This is a genomic window from Nostoc sp. 'Peltigera membranacea cyanobiont' 210A (genome assembly GCF_002246015.1).
Lineage (GTDB): Bacteria > Cyanobacteriota > Cyanobacteriia > Cyanobacteriales > Nostocaceae > Nostoc.
In genome coordinates this window covers 297,040-315,320 of sequence record NZ_NOLJ01000006.1, presented here as the reverse complement: position 1 = coordinate 315,320, position 18,281 = coordinate 297,040, and the positions used below count along the sequence as shown (strand labels likewise).

The window sequence follows — 18,281 nt, the reverse complement described above, 5'->3', positions numbered from 1 at the left end:
TTTATGTATGACTGCTATAGACAACGAGAAATCAAGCATAGCCATTATGATTCTTGCTGCTGGTGCATCTACTAGGATGGGTACACCGAAACAACTATTGTTTTACCAAGGGCGTAGTTTTTTACAATATATTACAGAAATTGCGATCGCTTCAGTTTGTCAACCTGTGGTAGTAGTACTTGGAGCCAACGCAGAACAGATTCATCCCCAAATTAAACAACTTCCCGTTAGAGTAGTTAAGAACTCGGATTGGGCTTGTGGAATGAGTACTTCAATCAAGAGTGGTATTGAATTGTTAAATAATCTTCCGCAAAAAATAGAAGCAGTAGTTATTACACTTTGCGACCAGCCATTTGTTTCTCCCCAAATTATCAATCAACTTGTTGATACATATTATTTGACAAAAAAACCGATTATTGCTTGTGAATATGGAGACACATTAGGTGTACCTGCTCTATTTAGTCAGACATTTTTTTCAGAACTTGCCGCTTTAAAAGAAACTTCAGGAGCGAAAAAAGTTATTAATCATAACCTTAATGAAGTGTTTTCTATTCCGTTTCCACTAGGGGATATAGATATTGATACACCAAAGGATTACGAACAATTGGTATCAATTAATAGAGGAGTTTCTGGAGTATCTTGAACAATATCGCTAAAAGTGAATAAGTAGAGAAGAGGGCGCTGGCTCCAGAATACGGTGTCTCCCCGACCTACACAGATAGAAAAATAGAAAAAATTGGGTTAGTATTTTAAGGCTAGAATTTATTTCCTAGCCTTTTGTCTTTAAAGCATTTTAGCAATGAGGATATTAGTAAACTATTTTATTTAAGAGCGGCTAAAGTCCGATGTCCAATTATTCCGTCTGCTCTTAATCCTTTAGATTTCTGAAATTTGATCGCAGCGGCACGAGTCTTGTTATCAAACACACCATTCACACTTCCTGTATAGAATCCTTGTTGCTTTAAAGAATTCTGAACAGTTTTCACTGTCTCTCCTCTGCTGCCTACCGTCAGTACAGTACCAGTACTACGCTTTGCCAGATGATTAGACTTGTGCTTGGCACTAAGCTTTGGTACAGCATTAGCTTTTTTCATAGTGTTGCCTTGCTGAGTACTTTGGGCAATGTGGGTAGCAGTAGCCGAATTTTGGCTTTTATTATTAGTTAAAGAGTAAGCAGGCACGGCAGTAGCTAGAGTCAAAGCAGGGAGCAAAGCAAGTACTTTCCAATTCATTTTCTTGTTCCTTACAACTGTATGAGATTTTGCAATTTCTATTTGAAGAGTCATCTTCATAAGGTACTGTGCCTTAAGTGATTCTCTTCTGTAGATTCTGGTGTGTGGGTTTAGTCTGAGACTATTTCCGAAGCCAGAGCTATAGCATCACACGTTGTATTGACAAAGCTATTGCGAAATTGTGACAAAACCATGACTAAATGTATTAAAATTTATGTCGCACGAAATTGCGCTAGTAATAAAGAGTTTGTAGTAAGGACTTTAGTCCTTATTTTCTAAGCACTAAAGTCCTTATCGAACGGGTTCGTTAGTTTTATGCGAACGCGAAGCGTCTCGTAGAGAAGACCGCCCTAACTCACTACGAACTTGTTTACTCATCAATTTAAACTTGATAGATTACTAATCCCTAGTACAACACGGCGGAAATAAACATACTATTTCAAATAGTGCAAGAGCTTGGAATACAATTCTTTTGACTTTTGACACTTCGACTCCGCTCAGTGTTAACTTTTGACTTCCGCCTTGCGGTACTAGTCTCTTTTATCCTCCGAACCCAACATTTTCAATAATTTTCTGGCAGCTAAAACACCCATAACTCCTGCACCAACCACTTCCACTGCTTGAACAACTTTTTTGCCCACATCATGAGGATCGAGGTGGTGATGAAAAATCTCTTCATCCACCCATTCAGTTGTTGCTTTAAAGTCATGAATTGGTGTTGGTAATAGTGTTAAATAAGTTCCTTGACGAATTAAATGCCCGGATTCGCCTGCAACTTCAAAAATATTGAATAAGTTAGCAGCAGCATCATTTAAACCTAATTTTAAGAGAGTTCCGCGTAGATTTACCTTTGCTGGTTTGAGGTCTTCGCCTAAAGCTAATGCTTTCAAATTTTGGGCAATATTGGCTCCTTGCTGATAAGCAACTTGGGCTGTTGGCGGTAGTGAATTATCTTGAACTGCTACACAATCCCCGCCTGCAAATACTTCTGGAAAGTCGAGTAGTTGCATTGTAGGAGTCACTAGAAGGCGGTTATGGCGATCGCGATGTTCTTGAGAAATTGGTAAATCTTTAATTAGTGGGTGAATAGAAGTGCCAGCTGTCCAGATTGCGGTATATGTTGGCAATGTCTCAATTTGCTCATTGCGCTTATACTCAATGGCATTGGCATGAATAGTAGTGGCTTCTGCTCCCGTAAGTATTTCAACTGGAATCGTGCGTTTTTGTAATTCTTTCTCAGCGATTGGACGCAGAGGATTGTTAATATCACCATTGAGAATTTCTTGTCCGTGATTGAGCAATACCACCCGGATTTCACTAGAATTTCCTCCCATAGCGCTATACCAATGTGGGAGTAAATCAGCTAAGGTAGCTGCCATTTCTACACCACTTGCACCACCACCAACTACAACTACTGTTAGCAGTTGGCGACGTTGTTCTGGATCTTCAGTTTTGATTGCTTTTTGCAAACAGTCGCCTAAATGCCGATCGAGAGCGATCGCATCTGCTTCTGTCCAAAAAGGGAAAGCGTATTCTTTAGCACCTTCAAGATGATGATAAGCAGTAACACTACCCAAAGCTAAGACTAAGTTACTGTAGTTGTAGGAGTTTCCTGAAGCTAATTTGACCTGTTGTTGATGCAAGTCTATCGATTCCACTGCATCTTGAACAAAAATTACACCACTACCTTTAAGCAATTCTACAAAACGCGGTACTACTTGAAAAGCATCCATCTCGCCACTGAAATATTCGTAGAGTAATGGCTTAAAGCAAAAGCTTTCATTTTGATCGATCAAAATCACAGAGCGAGGATAATGTTCGTGAGCTAGGTGTAAGGCTGTAAATAAGCCGGTGAAGCCACCACCAAGAATCACAGTTTGGTAAACTGGGCTATTCATAAAATACCTCCAAAGTCTCAGAAATTTTCTAGGATGTTACGCATTTAAATTCAGATTTTTTGGTTTCACGCAAAGGCGCAGAAGTGGAAAGTAAAAGTCTAAAATTAAGACTTTTACGAAAATACTAATGACCAATGACAAATGACAAATGACTAATTAGTTATATGAATAAAAATAACGCAATTAAAAAGACGCTGAGGAATAAAGCAAAAGCAATAGCGTATTCGACTCTGCGACTAAAAAATCCCACAGCAGCGATTAGAGCGATCGCTAGCCCAATAATGCCAATATATTGCTCTTTTTGTAAACCTTGTGCAATTAGCGGATCTTTACCTGGTGCGGGAGTTTCTTGAACTGCTTTTGGGGCGAGTTCTGATGCTGGTAATTCTTGGATGAAGAAATTCATAAAGTTACTCCTGAAAATACTTGGTTAACTGAAAATCTTTATGCCCGCCAAAGGTAGAGAAGCGAGAAGAGGAAGACCCAAACTACATCAACAAAGTGCCAAAATAAAGTTGTTGCACTTGTACCGAAGTGAGTTTTATTATAATTGCCTGGAATGAATGAGCGAATCAGCATAATTATCTGAAGCACAACACCCGCCAGAACGTGTAACCCGTGGAAACCTGTCAGCAAATAGAATGTGGAACCAACTAATCCCGTAGTGAGCTTGAAATCGAGATTTTTCCACTCAATTAATAGACCAATTAAAAAGTAGATTCCCATTGCGATCGTTATCAACCATAGCCCGCGAAATTTACCCAATTGATTACGTTTGAGGGCATTTTCTGCTGGTTGAATCACAAAGCTACTAGAAAGTAAAACTACCGTATTAATAATCACGAGCTTAGACAATTCTGGCCCAGAAATACCGGGTAGTAGCCAGTTACTAGTATTCAGTCGCAGAGCAACATAAGTAAAGATAAAACTCAAAAAGATGATACTTTCCGACAACAGGAATACAGTAAACCCAAACATTCCTTTGCCATGATGATCTTCATGACTTCCGCCACCACTTGGCAGAAAGCGCTGTAACCAATTCGGTAAGCGTCGCCGCCACCGATCGAAACGGATCGGACTTTCATCTAAATGGATGCTGCGATGTTGCATGATTCGTAATTCGTAATTCGTAATTCGTAATTAATAAATTCAGGTTCCATCTGATTTTTCAGACATAGCGAATTATCTTTAAAAAACCTCCGCTTACCTTTGCGTTAAAAAAAAAGCTAGGATTTAGCGCAGCTTTATAAAGAAACGAAATTACTCACCATCATCAGAATTTTCCACGAATGAATATTTTGGATCGCCATAATCGTAAGGAGGTCTTTTAACAATAGGAATCTCTTCAAAGTTATCTCGCGGAGGTGGTGAAGAAGTTGTCCATTCCAATCCTGTAGCGTGCCAAGGATTATCAACTGCCTTCGCTCCATATAGCCAAGAACCGACAATGTTAGCAATAAAGGGCAGTGTAGATGCTCCAAGCAAGAACGATCCCAGGCTAGCAATAACATTCCATCCCTGATACTGAGGATCGTAGGAAGAAATTCGGCGTAGCATTCCTTGCAAACCTAATGGGTGCATGGAGAAAAAGGTGATATTGGCAGGAATAAAGGTCAACCAAAAATGCAGTTTACCCCAACCCTCAGCGTACATCCTGCCAGTTATTTTGGGAAACCAGAAGTAAATTCCGGCGAAGATTGCCATCGTAATGGTATTAAAAACGATGTAGTGGAAGTGACCCACGACAAAGTAAGTATTATTGACATGGATATCAAATGGCGTGGCAGCAAGCATCACACCAGTGACACCGCCAAAAATAAACATCGCTGCACCTCCCATTGCAAATAACATTGGTGTCTCTAGGTGCAATTTGCTCCTCCAGATTGTGGCAGTCCAAGCGAATGCCTTCACACCTGTGGGTATAGCAACTAACATTGAGGTGGCCATGAAGGTCATCCGCATCCAGCCGGGGGTTGCACTGGTGAACATGTGATGCACCCAAACGAAGATGCTGACTACAGCGATACCTAAAGATGCAAGAGCTACTGACCGATAACCAAATAGAGGATTGCGAGAAAAGGCTGGCAGAACTTCCGCAATAATACCGAAGGCTGGTAGCGCCATGATATACACTGCGGGGTGTGAGTAGAACCAGAATAAGTGTTGGTAAATAATGGGATCGCCACTTCCTTCAGGTTTAAAAAATTGTGTACCAAAGGAAAGGTCAAGTAATAGGAGTATTAATGCAGCCGTCAAGGAAGGCAAATTAATCAGCTGCAACAGCTGGGCGCTAAAAACTGACCACACAAAGACGGGCATCCGAAAAAATGTCATCCCTGGCGATCGCATCCAAAAGATAGTGGTAACAAAGTTAACAGCCCCCATAATTGAAGAGATGCCGATTAGTACTAGGCTAACTATCCAAATAAATTGACCGTTAATCAACTGACCGGCTGGAACTTGCAGACTAACTGGTGGATAAGACCACCAACCAGCTTGTGCAGTCCCGTTAGGTAGCAAGAAACTAGACAGTAGTAGAAGACCGGCTGGTGGTAGAATCCAAAAAGAAATGGCATTGAGTACGGGAAAAGCCATATCCCGCGCTCCAATCATCAGCGGTACTAAGAAGTTAGAAAGACCTGCATTGAAGGGTATAATCCACAGGAAAATCATGATTGTCCCGTGCATGGTGAATAAACCATTGTAGAGGGGGCGGTCAACTAAATTTGCTTCCGGGGTGAGCAATTCAGCCCGGATAATCATCGCCAACAGCCCACCGAGAAGAAAGAAAATGAAGGTCATCACCATGTACTGAACACCGATTACCTTATGGTCGGTGCTGAAGCTGAAATATTCCCGCCAGTTGTTCTGAGGTTCTCTATCTTTGGCTATAGCTCCACTCAAATCATGTGTCATTATTTATCTTCCTTTGATTCGCTACAGCAGGTTGAGCCGGTGCGACTGTGTACCAGCCGCTTTTGAATAATGTCTTTGGTGGTTGAATATTTTCGGCAACTGCCTGATTTGGAGCATTCCCACTTTCGCTAGAGATTGTTTGCGCGAGCCACTGGTTATACTTCTCAAGAGACTCAACGTATACATCTGCCTCCATCAAGGCAAAATAAGCACCACTGAATTGAGAATCTTTCAGCCGATATTTACCTGGGCGAATGGGTGTTAGCACAATGTCAATGTTCCGCCCTGGAATAATATCCTGCTTTAAGCGAAACTCAGGAACATAGAAACCGTGGATTACTTTCTCTGCTTGCATCTTTAAGCGAGTGCTGCGATTGATCGGCAAGTGTAATTCCTTACTGGTAAGATTATTTGGATAATGGAAAGACCAATCCCATTGCCTAACGAAAACATCAATTGTTTCAGACGCAGGCTTGGGGACATCGCTAACGGTTGCGGCGTAGGCGGGTGCAGATTCTAGGGGCGCGTGCAAATGCACAATTTGGTTTAGACCGAGAATATTTAATTGTTGATAAATATTGAAGCTTTGAAAGGCAATCCATACTACTAACAAAGTTGGCGTCGCTGTCCACAATATTTCTAACTTTCCATTACCTCTAGAAGGGTGTCCCTCGCTGTAGTCTTCCGGGCGGGCACGATGGAAGGCGATCGCATACACAATAACACCAACCAGCCCCAGCAAGATAAATGCTCCAATTGAGACTAAAAAGCTAAATAAATCATCTACTCGTTGTGCTTCTGCTGTCGCCTGGGGAGGCATCCAAGAAAATGCCTGTTGTCCAATCCACCGACTGACAATTAGCAGCCCTGCTACATAAAACGCTATTAGTATATATTCCCAAAAACTAAACATATTAACAATTCAAAATTCAAAATTGAAGAGAGTGCTTCCCGCTTGATTATTTGAGTAGTAAATTTGGGTTTTTACCTTCTTGGAGTAACTTCGCAGCAGTAACGTGAATGCCGAACTCTTCTCCCAATTGCGCCCCCAAAGTTCCATGAACGAATAATATTGCCAATATTCCCATACCTGCTAACAAGTAACTCCACTGCACTTGCCTGGAAGCATCCTTACGCCAGCGATAACGTTGCAAACCTCTCCATATTGTCATGGCTGCGATCGCTCCCAACAGCAAAATACCACCCAAACCATGCAAAAGCATCGTCCAACCAGCAGTTAACCCCCAAACGCTCTTTTGATCGATTGGTGGATTTGCTAGCAGTAGCTCAAAAAAACCTGCTGCAACGGTGAAAAAGGTGATAGAAGCTGCTCCTATGAGGTTATACCAGCCAACATCAAAAAAACCAGAACGGAGGGTAGGCAAACCCAAAAATTTGAAGATTGGTTTTTCTAAAGCAAAAAGCGCTCCGGCAATATCAAAAATAATCGCAAGAATGAACAACCCCAATGTTAGATGCACCAGTTGCGGATGTATGGGAATCTCATAAGGTAATCCGTTAGCATTCAGCCTCAATCTCAACTGGTCAATGAGTTGCCAGTTCATGGCGAAACTCCCTGCTTCATCGCTTGCACAACTGGCTCGATGTGTAACCCATACACCCAAACTAGCTTGCTTCCTAGATAGACTTGCAAGCACACTAAGCAGACTAAAAACGTTGCAGCACCAAGGTAAGCAGGCGGAACTTTCCGTGGAGTGCGTTTGCGAATCACGAAACGCCAAGCTGTAATGCCAACGACAATAGCCGCCAACGACCAACCCATCACTGTATGAAAATTTAAGGTTGGTTGGACTGCTGGATAGATGTTTGCTAGACCTGCTTCAAACTGACCAAGAATTACCGCTAAAAAGATAGCTGCTGAGGCCACAAACATATTCCAGAAACTCACCTCAAATAACCGCACATTGCGGGTGAAATAGCCCAGCACATCGCACACGAAAGAAAAAAGCACCATCGCGATTACGAAGTGGACAATGATGGGGTGTAGAGGGTCAGGGTATGGTAAATTTTGGTTATTTAGAGACAGAGCAGGCATCGCTTTCTCCTTTATGGATCTAAATATGTAGATGCGTTGTATGGAATTGCCATCCGTTTAACGTACCATTCATATTTTCAAGAATACTGTTTTAATGCCACAGAACTACCAATCAAAAATATGATGTACTGAAATTTATCAAGTAAATTTTGAAACAAAAAATACATATTTACTATTTTTTAGTAATTATTTTTTCTCAATGTCAAAACTCACTAAAATAACTATATTTTTGCTTAATATCAAATTTTAATTGGCATTTACAATAACTAAAAAATGCTTATTTTTGATTAGATAGGATTGATAATAGCCAAGCTAATAAGACGGTTTAGAGTCGGCTAAAAACTCTTTAACGTCTTAACATGGTTCTCTTTTTGAGGTCATCTTAGATTTGAGATTGATTAACTAAAAAATTTACTTTAACTAATAACCCAACTTGCTTTGAATATACCATAAATCTTTCTTGAGATTGATATAAACTTTAAAATTACATTTTTACAAATCTTAAAAAGAAAAACATACTATTGTCACATAAATGACAAATGATTTAAATATCTTTAATTCAAAAATATGCTATTTATCTTTCTCTGGATAGATTAGAAAAATACTAGAAATTTTTAAAATAACGTTTTGGTACAATGTCGAACCAACCCAATGGGAAGTTACCCATCTGGATAGTGAATTAGAAGTTTCTGCATAATTGTGATTTACTCTCATGGCGTCTGATTCATCTCATAAAACTATATTTGCAGCGATGGGCGCTAACTTAGCGATCGCTATTACTAAATTTATCGCCGCCTCCATTACTGGCAGTTCCGCCATGATATCTGAAGGGATTCATTCGGTGGTAGATACTGGCGATCAACTAGTACTTTTGCTGGGAATTCGGAGAAGCCAAAAGCCAGCAGATGATAGCCATCCCTTTGGTTACGGTCAAGAACTTTATTTCTGGACTTTCATCGTTGCTATCCTCATCTTTGCCCTTGGCGGCGGGATGTCAATTTATGAAGGAATAACTCATTTAATTAAACCTAGTCCTTTAGAAAACCCAATGTGGAATTATATTGTGTTAGGTATGGCAATATTATTGGAGGGTTATTCTTGGACTGTAGCTTTAAAAGAGTTTTTGCCGACCAAGGGTAAACAAAATTTCTGGCAAGCAATCAAAAACAGTAAAGATCCCACGGTATTTACAATATTATTTGAGGATACTGCTGCAATTTTAGGTTTATTCGTTGCCTTAATCGGAATCTTCTTAGGACATTTATTTAATAATGTTTATTTTGATGGCATTGCCTCAATTATTATTGGCATTATCTTGGCTATAGTAGCAGTGGTATTAGCAAGAGAAAGTAAAGGATTGTTACTTGGCGAAAGTGCTAATCCTCAAACCATAGCCAATATCCGCTCTCTGTCCAAAACAGAACCAGGAGTGCAAGAAGTTGTACGTGTACTAACAATGCAGCTTGCTCCACAGGAAGTATTACTCAACTTAGAAATCCAATTTTCTAAAAATCTTACAGGTGAGGAAATAGCCTTAACTGTAGAAAGTTTAGAAGTAAAAATTAGCCAAAAGCATCCTGAAATCAAACAAATTTTTATTGAAGCAAAATCCTTAACTGCCGCTCGTAAATTTTCGCAAACTTCTCAATAAATTTTTAATCGCATAAATATAGTAGTTGCCAGGTAGATTAAGACATAATTACAAGCGTAAATCTCAGGAATAGCAAGGTTTTTACCTCCTGCCTCCTGCCTCCTGCCTCCTGCCTCCTGCTATATCAAACACAGCATTTTCAAAATGCACTCAAAGCTTATCGGCACAACAATGCAGTATGGTAAAGATTATTGGTCAAGCAGAAGCTTTTGGCTCACCAGGTATTGAGCCTCGATGGACTCATGCCAATAAAGATGGAGTCGGAACAGCTTACTCTACCTCTAGTAACATTTGGTTTACTCTTTGGAACGGTATTGTCACTGAAATCTACCATCCCACAGTAGACAAACCCCAAATTCGGGATTTGCAGTATCTAATTTCTGATGGAAAAAGCTTTTTTCACGACGAGAAACGCGATCTCGAATCAAAAGTGGAACGGATGTGGACTCATGGTTTAGGATACCGCATCACTAATTCCGATCCACAAGGACGTTATGCCGTAATCAAAGAAGTGATTGCTGACCCACATTTCCCCTGTATCTTACAGCACACCACATTAACAGGAAAGAGCGATTTTATTTCCCAACTTCAGTTATATGCTTTGTGTGCGCCGCATCTGGAAGTTGAAGGTATGGGTAATAATGGTTACGCTGTAGAGGTTGCTGGGCATCGTATTCTGATAGCCGAGAAACAAGGAACATGGCTAGCACTGGGTGCAACAGTTCCCTTTAACCGCCTTTCCTGTGGTTACGTCGGTAAAAGTGATGGCTGGACAGATTTAGTTGACAATTTCCAAATGGATTGGGAGTTTGATAGTGCTGTAGATGGCAATCTTGCTTTGACTGGAAAACTAAATTTAGATAGTACTAAAGAGTTTACTTTAGGACTGGCGTTTGGTACAAACTTACATAATGCAATTTCCACGTTATTTCAGTCGCTTAATATTCCTTTTGAACAGCAGAAGCAGCAATACAACGAACAGTGGAAGCGATCGCGCCGCAATATCCGACCGCTAGAATGTGTTTCATACAATGATGGGAAGTTGTATCACAACAGCATTAGTTTGTTGTTAGCACATGAAGACAAAACTTATCCCGGTGCGTTGATTGCATCCCTGGCGATTCCTTGGGGTGAAGCCAAAGACGACCAAGAACAAGGAGGATATCACCTTGTCTGGACGCGGGATATGGTTAGCAGTGTATCAGGTTTAGTGGCTGCTGGTGAAACAGAAACAGCAGTGCGATCGCTAATTTATCTTGCAACCAGCCAGCAGGAAGATGGCGGTTTTGCCCAAAATTTCTGGGTTGATGGTAAACCTTACTGGGAAGGTATTCAACTAGATGAGGTGGCGTTTCCGATTCTTCTAGCATGGCTATTGCACCAAGAGAAAACTTGTTTAAAATTCGATATTTATCCGATGGTTTTGCGGGCGGCGGGTTATTTAATTCGTCACGGCCCGGCTACCCAACAAGAACGCTGGGAAGAAAACAGTGGTTATTCACCATCAACACTAGCATCCAATATTGCCGCCTTAATCTGTGCTGCTCAATTTGTTCGCGAACGTGGGGATGAAGCAACAGCAAAGTTTATAGAAGAATACACTGATTTTTTAGAATCTCACATTGAAGCTTGGACAGTAACTACTGAAGGAACTTTAGTTTCTGGGATCGAACGGCACTATATCCGAATTACTCCTTCAGATATTAATAATCCTCACCCCAACGAAAATCCTAACCAAGGAACTCTTTTAATCAGCAGTCAGCCAGCTGGTGAACCAGCTGAATTTCCAGCAAAGGAAATTGTCGATGGTGGATTTCTCCAATTAGTACGTTATGGAATTCGCAAACCTGATGACCCGATTATTGTTGATTCTGTCAAAGTAATTGATGCAGTTTTAAAAGTAGATACACCTGCTGGGCCTTGTTGGCATCGTTACAACCACGACGGTTACGGGCAGCAAGAAGACGGCAGTCCTTATACTGGTTATGGTAAGGGACGCGCTTGGCCTCTTTTGACAGGAGAACGAGGGCATTATGAACTAGCCGCTGGCGGCGATGTCAAAACATATATCAAGGCGATGGAAGGATTTGCTTCAGACACTTGTTTGCTACCAGAACAGGTTTGGGATGAGGCAGATATCCCTGATATCTATATGTATTTAGGAAAACCAACAGGTTCAGCCATGCCTTTGATGTGGGCGCACGCAGAGTATATCAAGCTGCTACGGTCAACTCATGACGGACAGGTGTTTGATTTTATTCCAGAGGTGGCAAATCGCTATCTAGGCGAAAGAAAGCAGTGTAAGTCATTGGAAATTTGGAAGTTTAACCGACAAATCAGCCAAGTCAAAAAAGGTCAAATATTGCGCATTCACGCCTTAGCATCTTTTCAATTGCACTGGTCAGATGATGATTGGCAAACCACACAAGATACGCTTTCTACTTCTACAAAGTTAGGAGTGAATTTTGTAGATATTTCTGTTTCTGATAACCAGTACCAGCCAATTAGCTTTACCTTTTTCTGGAATGAAAGCAGTAAATGGGAACAACGCAATTATACTCTTGCAGTTGATTAGTGGCAATTATAGCTAAGTGCTGAGTGCTGTACATGGATAGCGGGGCGTTTAGCCCGTGCTGAGTGCTGAGTCAAAACCCAGTTGTTTCAAAACTTTGAGCAATCAATACTGTCCTAATCTGTGTGACTACGGCTATATAAGTCACCAGTCCCGTAAGGTCATAAAGGTCATACCATTTCTTTGTGAGGCTGCGCCAAACCCTTTTAACTTCTTTCTTTGTGTCCTTCTCCGACGAGACGCTGCGCGAATGCGGTTCGTTTCTCTTTCTTATTTCTTGTACTTCAATATGATTTAGCGCACCTTCATACAGAATTGGTATCACTTATCTGGAACAGTAGGCGATGTACCAGCTGTTCTGATAATGGTACAACTCGCACAGACTCCGACTGAATATAGAGCAATCCTGTCGCTTTAGGTAGTGATAGGGGCAGTTAACTGACAGTTCAGAACCGCTACCTCGATCTAATTAAATAGTAACGAAAGATTAAGCATAGCAAATGACTGTGTGCCATCACTCAAAGTAATCTTTCTTAAGGCAAATAGATAAAAGTGAAGCTAGGGAGTAAAATATTTGAACAAATTAAAACTGATTTAATTCAGAACAAATATATGTTCAGTATACTTTGGGGTATTGTTGTTATACTGGTTGCCTTTTGGGCATTAGGACTGACACTTCATATTGCCGGAAATCTCATTCACGCAGTGTTGCTTATAGCTATTGGCCTTGCTATCTATAATTTTTTCAAAGCGCGTGATGTGTAAATAAATATAGCGTTTCCTAATCATAGTAAGGTACATCATAGTCCCTTCCTTGCTTCTGGGGAGGATGTTAAGGGGGGATTTTTGTACCTCACTCATTATCTTTCACCCTTTAACTCGACTTTATCGGCAATTATAAACAAATAATCTCAGTGATTGTTTTCATACTTTTTGACAATCTCACTAATGCGTCCTGTATTTATATCTGCTGCTAGCCTTTGACACCCTACGGCGATTTCATCAGCAGAAGCTAGCAAGTTTCTCAAATTACTCGAACACTGAAGATTAGTGACTGATAACTGATATTGGTGTGGTATTTCACCAATAATGAAATCGATAACTGAGGAATTTATAACAAATAAATTATCCATTTTTGTCAGGCGGGCAAGATGCCATACGTGTCAACTTAACGCTAAACCCGCTTGGTGACAACGTTTTGCCCTCACCCCCAGCCCCTCTCCCAAGAGAGAGGGGAGCTAGACATTCAATTCCCCTTCTCCCTTGGGAGAAGGGGTTAGGGGATGAGGGCGTGAGGGATTTGCAAAACGCCTGTCCGATATAGTTTTCGGCTTAAGTTTACACCAATGGCAAGATGCCCACCCCACAAGAAGTAATTGGATATTTTTTATTTGGAAGTCCCTCTGAGAACAGTTAAACCAACGCACCTGTTGCTTTTAATGTAAAAATCTTCTCAATTACATCTTCTACCACCTTATCTGGCGTAGAAGCACCAGAAGTAATGCCTACAACAATTTCTCCATCAGGCAACCAATTTTCTGTAGTTATTAACTGCCCATTTAATTGCCGATGTTCAATAGAATATGCTGATTTCAGGCGTTCAACAGTATCAATATGGTAAGAAGGAATTCCTCGCTCAAAGGCAATTTGTTGCAGCTGAGTAGTATTCGAGGAATTAAACCCACCAATTACTACCATCAAATCTAAATTATGTTCCACTAATTCCAGCATGGCATCTTGCCGCTCTTGAGTGGCATCACAAATGGTGTTGAAGCTTTGGAAATGCTGATTTAACTCAGTGGGGCCATACTTCTGTAACATAGTCCGCTCAAAAAGCTTGCCTATTTGCTCAGTTTCGCCTTTTAGCATTGTAGTTTGGTTAGCAATGCCAACTCTTGCTAAATCTCGATCGGGGTCAAATCCTGCTGAACAAGCTTTAGCAAATTTTGTCAGAAATTCTTCACGGTTGCCACCATTGATAATATAGTCAGCAACATATTCTGCTTCTTGCAAATTCAACACAATTAAATACTTGCCAGCGAAGGAACTAGTCGCAACTGTTTCTTCGTGCTTATATTTACCGTGAATTATTGATGTATAATCGATTTTTTTGTGCTTTTCTACTGTATTCCAAACTTTAGATACCCAAGGACAAGTTGTATCAACAATTTTGCAGCCTTTATCGTGAAGTATCTGCATTTCTTGAACGCTAGCCCCAAAAGCGGGTAATATGACGACATCACCAATTCCAACAACAGAAAAGTCTTTATTCTTTCCTTCAATGGGGATGAATTCTACTTCCATCTCCTGCATCCGCTGATTTACAGAAGGGTTGTGGATAATCTCGTTAGTAATCCAGATGTGTTCTGTGGGGAAGTGCTGACGAGTTTCATAGGCCATCGCTACAGCCCGTTCTACACCCCAGCAAAAGCCAAAGGCTTGTGCTAGTCGGATTGTCACATCACCCCGTTGTAGGGTGTAATTGCGATCGCGAATTTCCTGAATCAAGTTACTCTGATACTCAGATTGCAACTGGGTAGCCACTTCTGCTTGATGACCAAAGCCCTTGCGATTGTAATTTTCTGAATGTTGGAGGCTGCGCTTAAAAGCTTTTGTATCCATTAGATTTGTCTACTTAAACTCACTATTTCTTATTTTCTCGCGCCTAGACGCGATTCATACAGAGTTGTATTCAAAGATATTATCAGAGAGGGGCAAAGGGAAAAGGATTTAATGCTTTTACCCTTTACCCTTTAACCTTTTCCCCTCTTTTTCTTGCTGGGGTTTTAATTCAATCTCGCTATAAATCTGCAATGCAGAACGCCAAACCATATAGCCTTCAGGGCTTAAGTGCAAGCCATCAGTAGTAAATTCGCGGCGGAGATTTCCTTGCTTGTTGGTAAACAGGGGATGTAAATCGAGATATTTGACACCTTTTTTAGTAGATATGCTTTGCAGTTGCTGATTCAACTCGCGAATGCGACTATTAGCAACAGCCAGAAGTTTATCTCGTCCTTTCCAAGTTGCTTCTTCTGCCCCATGTGGCAAAATCGATTGAACAACAATTTGCGCTGTGGGATGGGTCTTTCGGAGGTAATTGATAATTTGCCGCTGATTATCTAAAATTTCCCCATTGCTCATCCCCCGAATTAGGTCATTAATGCCAATCATCACAAAAATCACCTCTGGCTGGGTGCGGTCAAATATTTTTAATCTTTTTAAAAGTCCATTGCTGGTTTCGCCAGAAATTCCTTGATTAAGCCAATTTTTACCTTCAGGTAATAACTCAGGAGGAAACCACAAACTCAGAGAATCTCCCACCAGGATGGTTAAATGCGGAGGACGTTGGTCAGCGGCGACCTTGGCTTCTTGGTTGAGGATATCTACCCACTCTTGATAACTGAGTTGGTGACGGCGACCTAAATCAGGTGTAGCAGTTTGCGGTGAGTTGTTCAGGTTGATTGGCTGTGGGGATGCGATTATCCCAAAAAAAGCGGCCAATCTCTGCTGTTGCCAAATTAGCAGGATGACCGCCAACATTAGGATGCCGTTGGTTAACAGCGATAAAAATGCCCAGATAGGAAAGGTTTTTGCAGATGTAGACACGACTAGCGAAATTTACCAATTATTTGAATCAAATTTTAACGCTAGCGATCGCAAATTACCCAATCTTCAATTGGAAAGTGGGGAGAAGGGGAAGCAAATAGACTAACTCCTAACTCCTAACTCCTAACTCCTAACTCAGCACTAAGTGGGGCGATCGCCAAACTCGGAGTTGTAACCTTCTTCACCATGTTCGTTGATATCCAAACCTTGCAATTCTGCTTCCTCTTTGACTCGCAGCCCGACTGTAGCATCGATAACTTTGAGAATAATCCATGTACCAGCACCTGCGATTATATAGGCAACGGCAATTGCTACTAGTTCAACTCCCAATTCACCAAAATTACCGCGTAACACTCCATCTTTACCTGCTCCGTTGACTTGAGTAGTAGCAAAGATAGCCGTTAAAATTGCCCCTATCGTACCACCAACCCCATGCACGGGATAAGTATCTAAAGCATCGTCAATTTGTAGCTTGTGCTTGAAAGTGATTGCGTAGAAGCAAACAAAGGCGGTGATGAAACCAATTAAAATCGCTGATAGCGGTGTGACAAATCCGGCTGCGGGAGTGACACCCACTAAACCAGCAACGGCTCCTGTAGCTGCTCCCACGGCGGTTGGTTTACCCCGTAAAACACTCTCCAAAATTAGCCACATTAAAGCCGCCGCCGCCGCTGCCGCATTGGTGGCGACAAAGGCTGTTGTTGCCACATTTGTAACTAAGTTGCCAGAGGTTCCGCTAGCAACAGATAGGGCGCTCCCAGCGTTGAAACCGAACCAACCAAACCACAACAAGCCAGCACCCAATAAAATAAACGGAACATTGTGCGGCGGACTAAGACGATCGGGATGGGTTTTGCGAGGCCCAAGGACGATCGCAGCTACCAGGGCTGAAACCCCAGAACTAATATGAACTACTGTGCCACCTGCAAAGTCCAGGGCACCTAATCCACCATACAAACCTAAAAATCCACCTTTCGCCCAGACCATGTGAGCCAAGGGAGCGTAAACAAAGGTTGACCACAGGAGGACAAACAGCGAATAGGCGCGAAAACTCATCCGTTCTGCGATCGCTCCAGAAATTAAGGCTGGGGTGATAATGGCAAACATGGCTTGGTAGATCATGAATGCCTGATGGGGTATTGTTCCGGCATAAGAGACGACTTCCGGCGGGTTTGACCCTTTAAGATAATCGGTTATCTCTAACCCGACACCATTCAACCCCAGCCATTGCAATCCACCGATAAACGGTAAACCTGGCGCAAAGGAAAGACTATACCCCCACAGAATCCAGGTAACTCCGACGATCGCCATTAACACAAAGCTCATCATCAATGTGTTTAGAATGTTGCGCGATCGCACAAATCCACCATAGAAAAACGCCAATCCTGGTGTCATTAGCAGCACAAGTGCTGATGAAATCAGCATAAATGCTGTGTCTCCAGTATCAGCAGTAGGTGGAGCAGCAGTTGGGGTTTGGGCAAAAGCATTGCCCATCAACGGCCCTCCTAAAAACAGTAGGGTGATAGCTCCAATCATCACAACTTTCTTCAACACTTTTTTTTCTTCCTAAGCACCAACGATTTGTATCCTTAACTACATTTGATTACTTTTATGGACACATTTTTGTCTTAAAAGTTACTTAACCTGAATTTTCTTGAAATGTTAACAAAAATATAATCCAGATTGTAGTTGCCAAGATTTAAATTAGCGTATAAACACGCAATCATTACATTGCATCTTTTTTTTTGAAGAATAGAAGAATAGTATTTTATTCAAGCCTGACAAAATTACGAATTTTTAGTTACTTACTGTTACAAACCAAAATACTGGTGATAATTTACAGGTATCGTAAAATTATCACCAGTATTTTCAGAGAATTTACACAAATATACAGCAGATTTAAACATCTCTACGAACGCGAACAGGGTGTCAAAGACAGAGGCTACGCCAATATGAGGTACAGAAATACCCTACTCGTGCGATCGCGGAGCGTCTTCTAGAGAAGGGAGAAGCAAATTGCGTGAGCGTTGGGGAGGACTATACCTCATGTAGTCTCATGTAGTTGCAAAATGCTGCATCATGAGTTCTCTCTATAATCTCCCGTATAAACGCGTAGATATGCAGATGCGTACTTTTGACAGGTTAGTTGCTAAAAAACTTTTGCAATTTTGCGTGAGATTATTATCTGTTTCAAAGGGAACACCACGAATGGCACTAAGAAAAGTTGAAACCTCCTTGCTGGCAGGGTGTGGGAGGTGTGGGAGGATGGGGAGGATGGGGAGGCAATGCAGCATTTGTTGATATGCAGTTATTCAATTTCTCCTCTTTCTCCCCACACTTCCCCCACTCC

The 18,281-nt window shown here is 41.4% G+C and carries 16 protein-coding genes; 4 read left to right on the top strand and 12 right to left on the bottom strand.

All coding sequences use genetic code 11. The features are described from left to right. Window positions 1-7: 7 nt before the first annotated feature. Entirely contained in the window at window positions 8-643 is a 636-nt protein-coding gene (locus CDG76_RS20450; RefSeq protein ID WP_094350770.1) for a nucleotidyltransferase family protein, read from the top strand. Window positions 644-821: 178 nt separating this feature from the next. Here CDG76_RS20450 and CDG76_RS20445 read toward each other — a convergent pair whose 3' ends face one another. From CDG76_RS20445 to CDG76_RS20410, 8 genes are all read right to left on the bottom strand, one after another. Next, entirely contained in the window at window positions 822-1,232 is a 411-nt protein-coding gene (locus CDG76_RS20445) for a peptidoglycan-binding domain-containing protein (RefSeq protein WP_190240912.1), read from the bottom strand. 530 nt (window positions 1,233-1,762) lie between these two features. Then, window positions 1,763-3,130 carry an NAD(P)/FAD-dependent oxidoreductase gene (locus tag CDG76_RS20440; RefSeq protein WP_094350768.1) on the bottom strand — a complete coding sequence of 456 codons (1,368 nt, stop codon included), beginning with the start codon at window positions 3,128-3,130 and terminating at the stop codon, window positions 1,763-1,765. Window positions 3,131-3,290: 160 nt separating this feature from the next. Continuing rightward, window positions 3,291-3,536 carry a hypothetical protein gene (locus CDG76_RS20435; protein WP_094350767.1) on the bottom strand — a complete coding sequence of 82 codons (246 nt, stop codon included), beginning with the start codon at window positions 3,534-3,536 and terminating at the stop codon, window positions 3,291-3,293. 38 nt (window positions 3,537-3,574) lie between these two features. After that, a complete protein-coding gene (locus CDG76_RS20430; RefSeq protein ID WP_094350766.1) occupies window positions 3,575-4,240 on the bottom strand; it encodes a cytochrome c oxidase subunit 3 in 666 nt (221 codons plus the stop codon). A 150-nt stretch (window positions 4,241-4,390) separates the two neighbouring features. Next, complete coding sequence (locus CDG76_RS20425; protein WP_094350765.1) at window positions 4,391-6,046, bottom strand: cytochrome c oxidase subunit I; 1,656 nt, start codon at window positions 6,044-6,046, stop codon at window positions 4,391-4,393. Further along, window positions 6,036-6,959, bottom strand: a complete 924-nt coding sequence (locus CDG76_RS20420) for a cytochrome c oxidase subunit II (RefSeq protein ID WP_094350764.1) — start codon at window positions 6,957-6,959, stop codon at window positions 6,036-6,038. The genes CDG76_RS20425 and CDG76_RS20420 overlap by 11 nt, the downstream gene beginning before the upstream one ends. 46 nt (window positions 6,960-7,005) lie before the next feature. Next, the gene (locus tag CDG76_RS20415; RefSeq protein WP_094350763.1) at window positions 7,006-7,611 is read right to left on the bottom strand and encodes a DUF2231 domain-containing protein; all 606 of its coding nucleotides are present in this window, start codon (window positions 7,609-7,611) and stop codon (window positions 7,006-7,008) included. Beyond that, a complete protein-coding gene (locus tag CDG76_RS20410) occupies window positions 7,608-8,102 on the bottom strand; it encodes a DUF2231 domain-containing protein (RefSeq protein WP_094350762.1) in 495 nt (164 codons plus the stop codon). Before CDG76_RS20410 ends, CDG76_RS20415 begins: the two co-directional genes overlap by 4 nt. Before the next feature lie 712 nt (window positions 8,103-8,814). On the opposite strand from CDG76_RS20410, the gene CDG76_RS20405 reads away from it, so the two are divergent. From CDG76_RS20405 to CDG76_RS20390, 3 genes are all read left to right on the top strand, one after another. Then, the gene (locus tag CDG76_RS20405; protein ID WP_094350761.1) at window positions 8,815-9,753 is read left to right on the top strand and encodes a cation diffusion facilitator family transporter; all 939 of its coding nucleotides are present in this window, start codon (window positions 8,815-8,817) and stop codon (window positions 9,751-9,753) included. 178 nt (window positions 9,754-9,931) lie between these two features. After that, window positions 9,932-12,328, top strand: coding sequence for a glycoside hydrolase family 15 protein (locus CDG76_RS20400; RefSeq protein WP_094350760.1), 2,397 nt, complete (start codon window positions 9,932-9,934; stop codon window positions 12,326-12,328). A 549-nt stretch (window positions 12,329-12,877) separates the two neighbouring features. Continuing rightward, window positions 12,878-13,090: a lmo0937 family membrane protein gene (locus CDG76_RS20390; RefSeq protein WP_223265306.1), complete on the top strand. Its 213-nt coding sequence runs from the start codon at window positions 12,878-12,880 to the stop codon at window positions 13,088-13,090. Between the two features lie 146 nt (window positions 13,091-13,236). On the opposite strand, the gene CDG76_RS20385 is transcribed toward CDG76_RS20390, so the two are convergent. The 4 genes from CDG76_RS20385 to CDG76_RS20370 form a co-directional block, all read right to left on the bottom strand. Continuing rightward, window positions 13,237-13,458 (bottom strand): hypothetical protein, encoded by a 222-nt coding sequence (locus CDG76_RS20385; RefSeq protein WP_094350758.1) that lies wholly within the window; start codon window positions 13,456-13,458, stop codon window positions 13,237-13,239. A gap of 280 nt (window positions 13,459-13,738) precedes the next feature. Then, entirely contained in the window at window positions 13,739-14,947 is a 1,209-nt protein-coding gene (locus CDG76_RS20380) for a 4-hydroxy-3-methylbut-2-enyl diphosphate reductase (RefSeq protein ID WP_094350757.1), read from the bottom strand. 117 nt (window positions 14,948-15,064) lie between these two features. Next, window positions 15,065-15,931 (bottom strand): SGNH/GDSL hydrolase family protein, encoded by an 867-nt coding sequence (locus CDG76_RS20375; protein WP_094350756.1) that lies wholly within the window; start codon window positions 15,929-15,931, stop codon window positions 15,065-15,067. A gap of 141 nt (window positions 15,932-16,072) precedes the next feature. Beyond that, window positions 16,073-17,425 carry an ammonium transporter gene (locus tag CDG76_RS20370; RefSeq protein WP_223265329.1) on the bottom strand — a complete coding sequence of 451 codons (1,353 nt, stop codon included), beginning with the start codon at window positions 17,423-17,425 and terminating at the stop codon, window positions 16,073-16,075. Between the last annotated feature and the right edge of the window lie 856 nt (window positions 17,426-18,281).